Consider the following 13,381-nt stretch of genomic DNA (forward strand, 5'->3'; position numbering starts at 1 on the left):
GATGGAGCGCGAGACGATGACCCCACTGGCCACCAGCTACCGGGTGGCCCTGTCCACGGCCGCCCGGGATGCCCTGCTCAGGCGCCGCCGGACGCAGTCCCTGCCGGCGCGCACCCTCCTGGTGCACGACCACGTCATCGGTGAGGACCTCGTGACGGCCTACGCCGGGCTGTTCCCCGGCACCGGGCCACTGGACCCGGCCGACCTGCCCTCGGTCCTGGTGCACATCGCGGGCTTCCCGGCCGCCATGGACCTCATGGCACAGGCGGACTTCCCGTTGCCCCTGCTGGGGATGGTGCACCTGGAGAACCGGGTCCGGCACCACCGCCCCGTTCCCGCCGGGGTGCCGCTGGAGGTCGCCGCCTCGGCGACCGGCCTGGCGCCCCATCCCGCCGGTACCACCGTGGACCTGGTCATCACCGTGCACGGACCGGACGGCGACCGCCCCGGGGAGGGCCCCGTCCTGCTCTGGGAGGGGACCTCGACCTACCTGGGCCGGGGTGTCCGCCTGGCCGGGCATCCCCGGGCGGACCGCCTCCCACGCGAGGAATTCGCGGCCCCGGAGCTGACGGCGCGCTGGCGCCTGCCCGAGTCCACCGGTCGGGACTACGCCGCGGTCTCCGGGGACTACAACCCCATCCACCTCCATCCGCTCGCGGCGCGCGCCCTGGGCCAGAAGGGCATGATCGCGCACGGCATGTACCTGGCCGGACGGATGCTCGCGGGCCGCGAACCGGCCGGCGCCGGGCACTCCTGGTCGATCTCGTTCGCCACCCCGGTGCTGCTGCCCGGATCGGTGTCCCTGGGTGTCACGCGCTCCGGTGCGGGTACCGCCCGGGTCACCGAGGTGACGGCGTGGAACGCCAGGAGCGGCAAGCCGCACTTCACCGGCCGGATCGAGCCAGGGGGAGCGGCCTACAGCGATTCGTAGGCCGCGATCATCCGGTCGGCCATGGCGTCCCAGCTGAAACCCCGGGCCCGCCGTGCCGCGGCGGGCCCGAGCCCCTGCCAGGCCGCCGGATCGGCGGCGATCCGTCCCAGCTCGTCCGCCCAGGCGCCCGGATCCAGCCCGTCGACGAGCCGGCCGGTCTCACCGGCCGCCACCGCGTGGACCAGGCCGCCCACCCGGTGGGCGAGCACGGGGGTCCCGCAGGCCTGGGCCTCGAGCGCGACCAGGCCGAAGGACTCGGAGTAGCTCGGCACCGCGACGACGTCCGCGGCCCGGTACATCGCCGCCAACGCGTCCGCCGTGACGGGGCCGGAGGTCGTGGCACAGTCCGCGAGCCCCTCCTCCTCGATGAGGGCGGCCAGGTCGAGGTCCCCCCGGCCGGACGTGGCACCGGTCAGGTGCAGGGCCACCGTGGGCCCCTCGGGATGCCGGCGGCGGAACCGGCCCAGGGCACGGACGATGACCTGCGGGCCCTTGTGGCCCTGGACGCGTCCGGCGAACAGGACCTTCAGCGCTGCCGTGCGCCCGGGCCAGTCGACCCGTCCGTGGGGCGTGAAGACCTCCGTGTCCACGCCGGGCGGGATGACCTCGATGCGGTCCGCGGGGGCCGCGTAGTGGTCGATCAGCTCCTGGCGTTCGGCGGGCGTGTTGGCGATGAGCCGTGCGGCGGCCGAGGCGATCTGCTGCTCGGCCGCCTCCCGCTCCTCCGGTTCGGCGGATCGCCGGTCCCGGGCGTTCTTCACGGCGGCCATCGTGTGCATGGTGTGCACCAGGGGGGCGTCGAGGGAGCCCGCGACGGCCAGCCCGGCCAACCCCGAGAGCCAGTAGTGCGAGTGCACGATCCAGCGGCAGTCATCACCCTGGCAGCCCCCGGCCGCGGCCAGGACCCCCGGGGCGGCCGCCGCGAAGTCCCCCACCCAGCGGGGCAGCTCCTCCTTCGGGATCCGGGCGGCGGGTCCCGCCGGCACCGGGAGGACGGTGGCCCGCGCCGCACCGGGGGAGTCCGGCACCGGCAGGTCCTCCCGTCCCTGCCCGGCCCGCTCCCGACGGGTCAGCACCCACACCGGGTGCCCGGCGGCCGCGAGCCGCGTGGACAGGTGACGGACGTAGACGTTCATCCCGCCGGCGTCGCCCTGGCCGGGCTGGGCGGACGGCGAGGTGTGCAGGGACACCATCACGATGCCGAAGGGCTCCGGCCCGGAGGACCCGCTCATGGGTGGCCGTGCCTCAGTTCCCCGTCCACGGCGTCCAGCAGGCGGGCGAAACCGGGGACCGCGTCGAGGTCGTCGATCAGCACGGGGCGACCGGCGGCGTCGGCGAGGGGGATCTCCCAGTTGGGGTACTGGTCCTGGGTGGTACCGGGCTGGTTCTGGATCCTCGTCTCGCCCACGGCGTCGACCAGGGCGACGCCGTGCAGCATGGACGGGGCCTGGGCGAGGTACCGGTGCAGTCCCACCACGACGTCGGCCACCTGCTGGGGGTCGGACAGGTCCGGTTCGTCCCCGGCCGGCAGGTACCCCGCCTCACGGACGGCGCACAGGTAGGCGTCGCGCTCGGCGGCCGCACGGGCCCGCTCGTCCTCCGCGTCTCCCGCCAGCAGTCCCAGGCGCTCCCGCAGGTCCAGGTGGAGGCCGGCCAGGTACCCGGCCGTCGGGGGCAGGTCGTGCGTGTTGACCGAGGTCAGGCACTGGACCCGGTACTCGTGGGGCGGGCGCGGCCGGCCGTCAGACTGCTCGAACCACAGGATCGAGGTGCCCAGCAGTCCCCGGCGGGCCAGGTAGTCCTGGACCCACGGTTCGAAGGTGCCGAGGTCCTCGCCCACGACGACGGCCCCGGCCCGCTGGGCCTCCAGGACGAGGATGCCGACCATCGCCTCATGGTCGTAGGTCACGTAGGCACCCTCGGTCGGCGGTCCGCCCACGGGCACCCACCACAGGCGGAACAGGCCGAGGATGTGGTCGACGCGGATGCCGCCGGCGTGACGCAGGATGGAGCGCAGCATGTCCCGGTAGGCGCGGTACCCCGTCTCCTGGAGGCGTTCGGGGTGCCAGGGCGACTGGGACCAGTCCTGGCCCAGCTGGTTGTACATGTCCGGCGGGGCACCCACGGACATGGAGCCGACCAGCAGGTCCTGCAGCATCCAGGCGTCGGCGTTGTTCCGGTCCGCGCCCACGGCGAGGTCCTGCATCAGGCCCAGTCGCATGCCGGCGTCCCGGGCTGCGGACTGGGCGGACTCCAGCTGCGCGTCGCAGAGCCACTGCATCCATCGGTGGAAGTCCACCTCGTCGGCGAGCTGCTCCCGGTACCGCTCCGCCAGGGGCCCGCCGGGGACGAGCCCGGGTTCGTCCCACACCGGGTCGTCGTGTGCGAACTCCGAGCGCAGTGCGCACCAGAGGGCGAAGTCGTCCAGGCCCCCACCCTCGGCGCTGCAGTAGGCCCGGTAGGCCGCCGCGCGCTCGGCAGTCGGGGTCACCTCGTGGATCCAGCGCAGCGCCGTGAGCTTGGCCCCATAGACGGCGTTGCGGTCCAGGGCATCGGCGTCCGCGTTGTCCCGGCGCCTCTGCGCCCCGAGGGCGTCCACCTCGGACCGGCGCCCGGGATCGAGATCTTGGTACTCGGGCAGGTCCTCGATGCGCAGGTACATCGGGTTCAGGAAGCGGCGGGTCGAGGGGGAGTAGGGGGAGGAGACCACCGGGGGCGCCGGTGCGGTGGCATGCAGCGGGTTGGACAGGACGTAGTCCCCGCCGTGCGCGGCGGTCTGGACGGCCAGGCCGGCCAGGTCGCGGAGGTCACCGAGTCCCCAGGAACGCGTGGAGCGGGTGGAGTAGAGCTGGACGGCCAGCCCCCACCCCCGGCGGACCCCGAAGGTCTCGGCCGTGTCCAGCCGGTCGGGGACGACGATGAGGACCCCCTCGACGTCGTTGCCGTCCTCGAGGCGGGCGACGAGGGTGTGCCAGCCCAGGGGCAGGTCGGCGGGCAGCCGGAACGTGGCGCGGCCGACCAGCGCGCCGTCGACCGGCTCGGGCTCGGTGAAGTCCTCGAGCTGTTCCAGGTCCCGGCTGCCGCCGTCCTCCAGGCGCGCCCGGAGGGTCACGGCGCTGCCGTGGGGGACGTGGACGGCCACGGAACCGCCGGAGCCGGCGTGGGCCACCGTGGTGGGCGGCAGCACCCTGGTCCAGGGCTCGAGCCGGCGTCGTTCGATGGCCTCCTCCAGGCTGGCCCGGCCGTCGGGATCGACGTGGCAGCCCAGGGCGTCCAGGACGGCGGCGAGTGTCCGGTCCGCCACGGGATGCTCCAGCCCGTCATGCCCCCGGTAGGACGTCTGGACGCCGTAGGCGTGCGCAAGACGCTTCAGCAGGTCGCGGGCATCCGTCATGGCAGGTGGGCCTCTTTCACGTCCGGGAGCATCGGGGACTGCAGACGAGCCGGTCCCACAGTCCCGATTATGGCAGGGTGCCCGCGTCCCGGGTCGCCGCACCCCGGGGGCGTGTCCGCACGCGGGGTGCCCGGCCCGGAGACGACCGTGGGGCCGGTCGATGACCGGCCCCACGGGGTGACCCGGTGGTGACCGGGGTGTTCAGTGCGCGAGGGGGGACTTGAACTGACCTCGACCCCCGCGCGCCGCGAATCTCGATCAGGCGTTCTGCCGCATAAAATCAACGATCTAGAGTGTGTGACCTGTGGATAACTCCACCGCGATACGTCGACCTACAGGTTGCTTAGCACTTTCGTTAGCACTTTTCGCGGGTCTGGAAGCTGCGCACTGGATCAAGCTCAGGCGAAAGCGAAGTAGAACGATAGGTGCAGAGCAAGGATTAGGTGGAGCGACTTGAGCCACACTCGGAGCGATGCCAGTGCGAAGCCGAGCGCGAGGATCGCCAGGCTCGGGAGCCAGTTCGTCGGGGCGAAGCGGTCGGGGATGAACAGTGCGTGTCCGATCCAGAAGATGACAGCGCTGGCGACGATCACGCCCCACACCGGCAGGCGCTCCCCAAGGTAGCTCTGCAAGAGCCCGAAGGTGAGGTAGTCCTGCCAGAACACCGAGACGGTCATCCAGACCATGTAGAGGAACACGGGCAAGATCAACTCGTAGTGGAAGGGCAGCGCGATCGCCAGGACAGCGGGGAGGACGTAGAGCCAGAGCGACCAGGATCGGGCGAACAGGACGCGATTGTAGCGGCGGTGCGTCAGCACGAGCACTACGGCGAGCACCGCCGCGAGCACCGTCTCGATCAGAACTGACACCGCCAGCTCGTCGGTGAACAGATGCCCGACACCATCGCTCAGCAATCCCGGCGTCAAGTACCACAGAGCGAACCACGCGACGGCGGCAAGGAGGAGCGCCCACCACGGCAGAGGCTGACTGCGATCTTCTGGCTCCACAGCGTCGTTCGATAGCGGAACAGGTAGTCGAGACGTCATGTAATCCAGCTTGGCATACCCGTCTGGCACCGAACCAAGCTGCCCGAGACTCGGCTCCTAGATGACATCTGCGCTCTGCTCTCTGCCGCCACACTTGCCCTCGCGCCAGGCGTCCGATCAGTTCAGTTTCCCCGGACGGAGAACGACAGCACGAGCACGATGAAGGAGAGCACCAGCATTCCGAGACAGTTGACCCAGAACGACATGCCAGTGAAGCGGGCCATGATGTGTGATGCGGCCGCACAGAGGAAGTAGACGACGACTCCGACGTTGGCAGCGAGGCCGACGCCAGGAACCCAGATTCCAACGATCAATCCGGTGACTGCGAGCGTCTTGATGACGATGAGCGTCCACCACCATTCGCGTGGGAAGCCCACCCCATCGAGGCAGTCACGGATGAACTTGGGTGGCCTGATCGAAGCGACCGCATCGAACAGGAGCGTGGCAGCCAATAGCGCCGGAAGCCACCAGATGTCTGGAGTGAGAATCATGCGTTGGTCTCCTCTGGCTGGCAGATCGCGGCAACGATGTGCTTCAGGCTTCGTTTTAGTTGGTTCGGATCTTGATCTTGATCTGGTGGCCAGGTGAAGAGTCGGCCGATGTAGGCGAAGTAGATGCTCTCTGCAAGCGGTCGCGTGTCTGGCAAACCGGCCCCTCGCAGCACAATCTCGATCTCGCCGATAAGGGCGCTCGCAAGCTCCGTGAACGTGTCCGACTCGGTTTCGCCCGTCACGAGAACAGAGCCGTATCTGCGAGCAAGCCCAGGGTCGGCGGTAAAGAGTTCCGCAAACGGTTCGATGAGGGCGGTGATCTGCTCGACTACGCCATCTGTCGGCGTTACTTGTCTCCCTGCCCGCGCCCTATGAACCTGCTCGATGCGTTGATCGAAGCTGGCGACCAGGAGGGCATCCTTATCTCCCACTGACATGACAGTGCCCGCGCTCACTCCGGCAGCGTTGGCAATGTCACGAACTGTGGTCAGTGCGAACCCACTCGTGCGGAACAGCTCGGTAGCGGCAGCAAGCACCCGAGCCTCTGTCTTGCGCCTCTGCGCCTCTCGCACCGAACCCATGAATCTTCCTAACCTGAACATGTTCACTGAACGCATTCAGCCTATCTCATCCCGTCGCGATCGACACCATCCGAACCTCCACCCCCCTTCTCTCCTGAATGGACACAAGCTACAGGCATGGCGATAGGTCAGGAACGGCGTCGCTCCCTGCGCAGGAGGGAGCGCAGAGTCTCGGCGTTCGCGTAGCCGACCCGTAGCGCGATCTCGGCGGAGGTGAAGTCCGTGGTTGCTGAGAGGTGCCGAGCTCGTTCGATGCGAAGCCGTTGGACGAAGCCGAGCGGAGTGAGGTTGAGCGCCGCACGGACTCGTCGTTCGAGGGTGCGCCGGCTGGTGCCGAGCGACTGCGCGACGAAGGCGACGTTGAACGGTTCGGCACTCGATGCCAAGGGGATCCTCTACGACATCGTGGACCTCTCCGAGAACGACGCTGCGCTGGAGTACGTCAAAGAACTCGGATACTCGCAGGCCCCGGTTGTGGTCGTCGACGATCAGGACCACTGGTCCGGCTTCCGACCGGACAAGATCGAGCGCGTCGCTAAGCGAGCAATATTGCCGTCTGATGCATCATGAAAGAGAGCAAGGTCGAGCCCACGCCGCAGCGAGAAGTGGGTACTTGTGGCGTTGCTGAAAGAGGTTGGCCCCGAGATCGGGAACCTCGGCAGGGCATTTGCATCAATGTCTGGTCTGATGCATCACAGCGGAGCGACAGACGGTGCGATGGAGGTCGCACCGTAGGCGGCCGAAGCGAATCCCTGCGACGGTCACACCGATCTGCACCGCCGACAGGAACGTGTTGGGGTTGCGTGCCAGCGCGGCGGCGCGCTCACCACGCCGGCCGCGCGCGGCGATCGCGTTGACCTGGCTCTCGCGGAGGGTGACCAGCGCCATCTCGGTGCGTGCGAAGACGCCGCCGATGAGCACGAAGGCGATGACCAGCGCGATGTTCAGGGTGAGGTCGCCGTTCATCGAACGTCAAGCCCTTCGTCAGCGTACGCCCGCCGAATCGGCCGGGCGCCGGGTCTGTCGGGGTCGGGGGAGGGATCAGCGCGGTGCAGGATGCTCACGAGAGTTCCTTCTATGTGTCATCGGCTGAGACCTGCTCGGCTGGGCGGCGGTCGCCGCGGGTCTTGATGAGGCTGGCGATGGTCGCCACCGCGATCGTCCCGGCGATGAAGAGTAGCGAGAGCCAGATCGGGATCTCGGGGATCACCGTGATCGGCTCGCCGCCGTTGATGAACGGCAACTCGTTCTTGTGCAGGGCGTGGATGAGCAGCTTCACGCCGATGAAGGCCAGGATGACAGCGAGCCCCTGCGCGAGGTAGACCAGCCGCTCCAGCAGGCCGCCGATCAAGAAGAACAGCTGGCGTAAGCCCATGAGCGCGAACGCGTTGGCGGTGAAGACGATGTACGCCTCTTCGGTCAGCCCGTAGATCGCCGGGATCGAGTCGACCGCGAAGATGAGGTCGACGAAGCCGATCGCGATGATGGTGAGCAGCATCGGCGTGGCCCAGCGGCGCCCCTGCTGCACGATCGTGAGGCGGTCGCCGTGGTACTCGTCGGTCACGCGCATATGGCGGCGCACGAAGCGCATGAACCTGCCGTCGGCGGGGTTGGAGTCGCCGTGTGTGAAAGCCTGCCGGTAGGCGAGGAAGAGCAGCAGTACACCGAATCCGTAGAACACCCACGAAAAGTTCTCGATGAGCGTCGCGCCGACGGCGATGAAGATGCCGCGGAGGATCAGTGCGATCACGATGCCGATCATCAGCACCTTCTGCTGATAGATCTTCGGCACGGCAAAGCTTGTCATCACGATGAGGAAGACGAAGAGGTTGTCGATCGACAGCGCCTTCTCGGTCAGATACCCGGCGAAGTACTCACCGCCGTACGTCCAGCCTGACACCATTCCGATGCCGACGCCGAACAGCAGCGCGAGACCGATGTAGAAGGCCGACCAGCGGGCGGATTCGCCTATGGTCGGCTCGTGGGGCTTGCGCACGTGCGCGTAGAACTCGTAGACGAAGAACGCGATCGTGACTGCGATCGTGATGATCCAGACGAGCGGGGGGATGTTCACAGCGGGGTCCTAACCGTGGCGTGAGCGGATCAGTGCCAAGGTCTTCTCCATCCTCGTGATCGAGGACCGGTGGCCCGGGATGCGGCGTGCACCGTAATGACGAGCCGACTGTGGCGGAGTACTCCCCTCGGACTTCCAAGTATACATGTCCTCGCCGTGTTTCCTGAACAGGTCGTGGTGGGCTTGCACGATGACGCCTTGGTGGGGAAGCCGAGGCGGGTGGCGTTGGAGAGGGCTTGTGCGCTGGTGAGGATGTGCCGGCCCGGGGGCACGGGGAAGCTGGCGGCGCGGAGTCCGAGGAGTGCTTTGCTGCGTGCGGCCTGTTGTGGGGTGAGGGTACGAGGGATGTCGCCGGCGAAGGATCCGAACTGGTCGGTGTCGATTCCTGCCGGGGCGAGAACCGCGGCGCCAAGGATTGTGCGGAACGGTCCGCGGGCGAGTTGTTCTTTGCCGTGCATGGTGGCAAACGCGATGACAGCACCGCGGTAGGGGTTCGGGGTGGGTGTCATTGGAAGTAGTCAGGTCGGCTGACGTAGGTGTCGGTGACGAACATCACGCCGCTGCAGGTGGTGAACAGTTCCCGGGCTGCGGTGATGAGCTCTTCGGCGCGCTCGGGGGGGAGGACGGTGATCAGCATGGTGAGGGTGTCGTAGTCGTTGAACAGCAGCGCACCGGAGTGTTGGCCGTGGTGGCCGATGCCCGAGACGCCGGAGACGGCGGTGTAGCCGGTGGCGCCGGCGGCGGTGATCAGGGCGCGGATCGAGGGGGCGTCGCGGCCGGGGACGACGAATTCCACCTTCGTCATTTCGGTCAGTCCGTGCATCAGCGGTTCTCCTTCTTGTGTGTGCGGGTGGGTTGGCTCGCCCAGCCGTAGCGGGTGTACCGGTGCCAGGGAGTTGTGGGGGAGGGGCGGGCAGTGAGGGTGATCCAGTCGTTGTCGAACAGGTCGCGCAGGACTTGGTTGCCGGAGATGATGTCGCCGATCCTCTCGAGCGGGGCTTGGACGATCACGCTCAGGCGAACCGGTTCGTGCAGGAGAGTGTCACCGACAGCAACGGATTGCCAGGGAAGGCCGCGGCGGAGGTCGCCGCTGTGGCCGGCGAGGACGCCGATGCCGCCGATGGCGTTGTGGATGGTTTTGGTGCCGGCGGAGAGCACGTCGGGGTTGAGGGTGGAGAAGTAGTACTGGTGGTTGATCCACTGAGCCACGATCATCGGGGCGGTCAGGATGGTTTCCAGCCCCGTCCCGCCGGGGTCCATCTCGGCGCGGTAGGAATGCAGGAACACCCGGCGATGCAGGTTCACACTGGCGGTCATTTCCCGGGGGCCGATGATCATGGCGGCGTTGCCGGCCAGTCCCAGCTCTGGGTAGACCTCTGCCCAGTCGTGTGCGCGGGCTCTCAGCCGCGCCAGGGACTGGTGCGGGTGTGCGCCGGGGAGGCCAGTGGCTCGCTCGCGGACGAGGAGATCGGCGGCGTCACGTGCGCGCGTGCTGAACTTGGCCAGTTCGGCGGCGTGGGTGCTCGGGACCAGGTGCGGGTCCAGCACGGTGATGGTGTCGGCGACGGTGTCGTGCAGCGCGGCGACGAACACCGTGTCCTCCGGGATGGTGATCCCGCGGGGGGCGAGCGCTGCCCGGACGGTGGGGTCGTTGAAGATCGCTGCGGCCGCTCGGGCGTTCACAGCGCCTGGGTTTCCGCCGCAGGCGCCGCAGTCCAACGCTGATTGGTAGAGGTTGTTGATGCTGGTGGATCCGTGTCCGGTGAGGACGATCAGCGGAGCGAACTGGTGCAGTCCCATCATCGTGACCGCCGCTTCGGCCAGCGTCACACGCTCCTCGAGACTGAAGGCATCCGAAACGGTGACCTCACTGGAGGAGGGCGGCGCGATCAGGGTCCGCCACGTGCGGGTGAGGGTGTGGTGCAGCCCGGGGGCGAGGGTGCGGGTGAAGGTGGCGGCGCCGTAGAACCAGCCGGCGGTTTCGGCCAGCGCGAACGGGGTCGCGGTTGCGTTCTCGGTGGCGTGCAGCGCGTGCGCGGCGGCGTCGAGGAATCGGAGCCCCCGGCCGCGTCGATGGGCGCGCTGGGGACTCGTGGGTGATTCGGTGACGGCGTGGCGGGGACGCAACAGGGCGGGAAGCGAGTCCACCGCCCCGCGGCCCTGGTGGGACGTGAACCGGACGGGGACGCCGAAGAACCCGGCGAAGCCGAGCGTCTCCACCCCCGGTTGCGTTTCCAAGTGACGGCGTACCCCTTCGGAGCGCGGGTCGATACACATCACCACCTGCACCGCCGGCCGGTCCGGTGCGGTGCTGCTCTGGGTGATCAACTGAAGCAATGCGGCCCGATAGTGGCCGTCGTAGGCGGCTTGCCAGGTGAACGGATGATCGGTAGGGGCATGCAGGATCAGGATCCGGGCCACCATCGCCACCTCGGCACGGGTGGGCGCGGTCGCCAGGGTGGCGGAGATCTGTTCGGCGCGCTCCCACAATTCCCTCCCCGGGGCTGGGGTCTCCTCGCCTGCCGGTGTGGGGTGGGCCGCGGAGGGTGGCAGGGGCAGGTCGAGGGCATGGCGGAGGGCGAGGCGGACGGCGAGATATTCGGTCAAGTCGATGTCGCTGTTGTGCTCGGACCGCCATTTCAGGTAGCTGGTCCACCCCGGAAGCGCAGCCAGCTCTGCTGTGAGGGTCTCCACGGTGGTCGTGTCTCCGACCCCGAGATGAGTGAGGGTTGCCGTCAGCGCGGGCAGAGCCCGGTCGGGGAGGGAGCGGATCCGCCGTCGTGCCAGCCTGGTCAGGTGCGGGTCGTGGACGGCCAGGGCGTGCCAGGCGCGGTAGAACCCGTGCTGCCGTCCGGGTATCGGCCACTGCGGGTCGGGGTCCACGAATGCGGCCACCCACTTTGTGATGTGCTGCTCGAGCGGATCCGCCGGCGGCGATGTCCTCGGAGTCGGCGGGCGGGTGTCGGGACGGAGCAATTCCGCGACCAGGATCTCTTCTGCCGACCAGGCCATCCCGCCGAGCTCGATGACAGGTAGCCCGGCGAGTTCCCCGATCCGCTCCCGCAGAGCGGTGATCAGGTCGGCGCGCGTGATGCGGCCTGACGCGAACTGGGCGTGGTACCGCGGGAGAGTCTGGGTGAGCGCGACTCCGGGTTCGGCGATGTTCTCGAATCGGGTGCTCTCGTGTGCAGCGAGCGGGTTGAGCGCGATGAACGATCCGATCGGCCAGCTGGCCATGACGTCGTGGGCGGCTTGGGCGACATGGGCCTGGACCAGCAGACTCATCACACGGCCTCCTTCTGACGGGCACGGGCAGGGCCGATCCGGGTGGGCGCGGAGACCGTCGATTCGGCGAGGGTCCGCGCATACAGGGCGCTGTGCATCCGGCTGGCCGTGCGCGGGGAGTTAACGAGCAGCTCCAGACCAAGCAATAGGGCGGCGGGGATCAGCAGCCACCAAGGCGATGCCGGCTGGATTGACGCAGCGGGAGTGATCAGGTGTTCGAAAATGCCGAGGAAGGCGACGTACGAGAATCCCAGGACAGTGAGTCCGATCGCCGCGGCCGTGAGAGTGGCCGCTGTCATCGAGCGGCGCAGCCCGGCTGCGACGGCAACCGCGGCGGTAAAGGCGACGAATCCGAGCAGGGCCAGGCTCGCGGGGGTTGCCTGGGGGGCGAGCATTCCCTTCGCTGCCACGAGCACCGCCACAGGCAGGGCGGTGGCGAGCAGGACCGCTGCGACCGTTCGGGAGCGGGGGGATGGTTCCGGGGCGGGCCAGGTCCGCTGCTCGGCGTGGTTGGCCACTCCGGTGCCGGCGGAAAGGAACAGGGCGGACTTGTAAAGCGCGTGGGCGATCAGGTGGAAGATGGCCGCAGCGAACGCGCCCAGCCCGACAGCCATCATCATGAAGCCCATTTGACCGGCGGTGGAGAACACCAGCCGGCCCTTCACGTCAGGTTTGACCAGCCGAACCGCCGTGGCGTACACCAGCGTCGCCGCGCCGGCTGCGAAGATGACCAGCATCGCCACCGCAACGGGCGCGATCAGCGGGGAGAACCGGATGACCAGGATGGCGCCGGCGTTCACGACCCCGGCGTGCAGCAGCGCAGAGACGGGGGTCGGGGCCGACAGTGTCGCGGGAAGCCACCGGTGGAAGGGGATCTGGGCGGACCGGCCAAGTGCCGCGACCACCAACAGCAGAGCCACCGCGACGACGATGCCCTCCGGCAGTGTCGCTGACACCGATCCCACCTCTGCGAGGCGAATATCTCTCCCGGCGGCCAGCGCCAGGACCAACACCGCCACCACCAGGGGGGCGTCCGCGATCAGGAAGCTCAGCCCAGTCCGCCGGACCCCTTGACGGGCCTGTGGCAGCGACCCATAGGTGTGCAACAGGAAGACCAGGGAAACGCCCGCCGCGATCCAGCCGATGGTGAAGGTGACCACCGTCCCCGCACACACCATCACCACGGTGCTGCCCGTCAACGCGTTCGCCCACACCGCGAACCATCGTTGCCGTAGGTCGCCGCGCAGGTAGCGGAGCGCGAACATCTGGATCACCGCGCTCAACCACAAGACCAGCGTCAGCATCAGCACCGCCACCGCGTCGCCGGCCCAGAGGCCCCCGGACGGCGGCTGCTGCCCAGCTAGTACCGCCAGCAGCCGGGCGGCGATAGCAGCGAGGGCGCCTGTTCCCGTCGCCCATGCAGCGGCCCGCGCCACGGTCCCGGCCGATGCCGGGAGCAAGGCGGCGACCACGACACCGACCCACGGTGCCGCTATCGCGATCGTGAAGACCACACTCCCCATCAACCACACCCGCTTTCACCTGACACTGGAAACACGAAAAACATAGCACGTATTGT

The 13,381-nt window shown here is 68.5% G+C and carries 11 protein-coding genes and 2 pseudogenes; 2 read left to right on the top strand and 11 right to left on the bottom strand.

Annotated elements, in window-relative coordinates; translation table 11 throughout:
- Nucleotide 1: 1 nt before the first annotated feature.
- Nucleotides 2–931: a MaoC/PaaZ C-terminal domain-containing protein gene (locus GGQ69_RS06045; RefSeq protein WP_255459426.1), complete on the top strand. Its 930-nt coding sequence runs from the start codon at nt 2–4 to the stop codon at nt 929–931.
- Here GGQ69_RS06045 and GGQ69_RS16450 read toward each other — a convergent pair.
- The 6 genes and pseudogenes from GGQ69_RS16450 to GGQ69_RS06070 form a co-directional block, all read right to left on the bottom strand.
- Entirely contained in the window at nt 916–2,163 is a 1,248-nt protein-coding gene (locus GGQ69_RS16450; RefSeq protein WP_255459427.1) for a glycosyltransferase, read from the bottom strand. The two genes, GGQ69_RS06045 and GGQ69_RS16450, sit on opposite strands and share 16 nt — an antisense overlap.
- Entirely contained in the window at nt 2,160–4,325 is a 2,166-nt protein-coding gene (gene malQ / locus GGQ69_RS16455; protein WP_255459428.1) for a 4-alpha-glucanotransferase, read from the bottom strand. Before malQ ends, GGQ69_RS16450 begins: the two co-directional genes overlap by 4 nt.
- Nucleotides 4,326–4,723: 398 nt before the next feature.
- Nucleotides 4,724–5,332 (bottom strand): hypothetical protein, encoded by a 609-nt coding sequence (locus GGQ69_RS06055; RefSeq protein ID WP_183525899.1) that lies wholly within the window; start codon nt 5,330–5,332, stop codon nt 4,724–4,726.
- 161 nt (nt 5,333–5,493) lie between these two features.
- The gene (locus GGQ69_RS06060; RefSeq protein WP_183525902.1) at nt 5,494–5,862 is read right to left on the bottom strand and encodes a DoxX family protein; all 369 of its coding nucleotides are present in this window, start codon (nt 5,860–5,862) and stop codon (nt 5,494–5,496) included.
- Nucleotides 5,859–6,443 (bottom strand): TetR/AcrR family transcriptional regulator, encoded by a 585-nt coding sequence (locus GGQ69_RS06065; protein ID WP_183525905.1) that lies wholly within the window; start codon nt 6,441–6,443, stop codon nt 5,859–5,861. The genes GGQ69_RS06060 and GGQ69_RS06065 overlap by 4 nt, the downstream gene beginning before the upstream one ends.
- Nucleotides 6,444–6,571: 128 nt before the next feature.
- Nucleotides 6,572–6,814: pseudogene (locus GGQ69_RS06070) on the bottom strand (helix-turn-helix domain-containing protein); the annotation flags it as partial.
- Here GGQ69_RS06070 and GGQ69_RS06075 point away from each other — a divergent pair.
- On the top strand, nt 6,762–7,013 hold the full coding sequence (locus GGQ69_RS06075) for a glutaredoxin domain-containing protein (RefSeq protein WP_253878101.1): 252 nt from the start codon (nt 6,762–6,764) through the stop codon (nt 7,011–7,013). The pseudogene GGQ69_RS06070 and the gene GGQ69_RS06075 sit on opposite strands and share 53 nt — an antisense overlap.
- A 125-nt stretch (nt 7,014–7,138) precedes the next feature.
- Here the strand turns inward: GGQ69_RS06075 and GGQ69_RS06080 are convergent.
- The 5 genes and pseudogenes from GGQ69_RS06080 to GGQ69_RS06100 all read right to left on the bottom strand — a co-directional run.
- A pseudogene (locus tag GGQ69_RS06080) lies at nt 7,139–7,409 on the bottom strand (CNNM domain-containing protein); the annotation flags it as partial.
- Nucleotides 7,410–7,518: 109 nt separating this feature from the next.
- A complete protein-coding gene (locus GGQ69_RS06085; protein ID WP_183525911.1) occupies nt 7,519–8,517 on the bottom strand; it encodes a TerC family protein in 999 nt (332 codons plus the stop codon).
- 505 nt (nt 8,518–9,022) lie between these two features.
- Nucleotides 9,023–9,322 carry a transcriptional regulator gene (locus GGQ69_RS06090; RefSeq protein WP_255459429.1) on the bottom strand — a complete coding sequence of 100 codons (300 nt, stop codon included), beginning with the start codon at nt 9,320–9,322 and terminating at the stop codon, nt 9,023–9,025.
- Between the two features lie 17 nt (nt 9,323–9,339).
- Nucleotides 9,340–11,802: a DUF2309 domain-containing protein gene (locus GGQ69_RS06095; protein ID WP_183525917.1), complete on the bottom strand. Its 2,463-nt coding sequence runs from the start codon at nt 11,800–11,802 to the stop codon at nt 9,340–9,342.
- On the bottom strand, nt 11,802–13,325 hold the full coding sequence (locus GGQ69_RS06100; protein ID WP_183525920.1) for a proton-conducting transporter membrane subunit: 1,524 nt from the start codon (nt 13,323–13,325) through the stop codon (nt 11,802–11,804). The genes GGQ69_RS06095 and GGQ69_RS06100 overlap by 1 nt, the downstream gene beginning before the upstream one ends.
- Nucleotides 13,326–13,381 lie beyond the last annotated feature (56 nt).

It is taken from the genome of Micrococcus sp. TA1 (assembly GCF_014199555.1).
Lineage (GTDB): Bacteria > Actinomycetota > Actinomycetes > Actinomycetales > Micrococcaceae > Citricoccus.

Coding starts and splice junctions, on each gene's coding strand:
- GGQ69_RS16450 (WP_255459427.1), bottom strand. CDS start 2,163: ATGAGCGGGTCCTCCGGGCCGGAGCCCTTCGGCATCGTGATGGTGTCC.
- GGQ69_RS06100 (WP_183525920.1), bottom strand. CDS start 13,325: ATGGGGAGTGTGGTCTTCACGATCGCGATAGCGGCACCGTGGGTCGGT.
- GGQ69_RS06095 (WP_183525917.1), bottom strand. CDS start 11,802: ATGAGTCTGCTGGTCCAGGCCCATGTCGCCCAAGCCGCCCACGACGTC.
- GGQ69_RS06060 (WP_183525902.1), bottom strand. CDS start 5,862: ATGATTCTCACTCCAGACATCTGGTGGCTTCCGGCGCTATTGGCTGCC.
- malQ (WP_255459428.1), bottom strand. CDS start 4,325: ATGACGGATGCCCGCGACCTGCTGAAGCGTCTTGCGCACGCCTACGGC.
- GGQ69_RS06045 (WP_255459426.1), top strand. CDS start 2: ATGGAGCGCGAGACGATGACCCCACTGGCCACCAGCTACCGGGTGGCC.
- GGQ69_RS06065 (WP_183525905.1), bottom strand. CDS start 6,443: ATGGGTTCGGTGCGAGAGGCGCAGAGGCGCAAGACAGAGGCTCGGGTG.
- GGQ69_RS06090 (WP_255459429.1), bottom strand. CDS start 9,322: ATGACGAAGGTGGAATTCGTCGTCCCCGGCCGCGACGCCCCCTCGATC.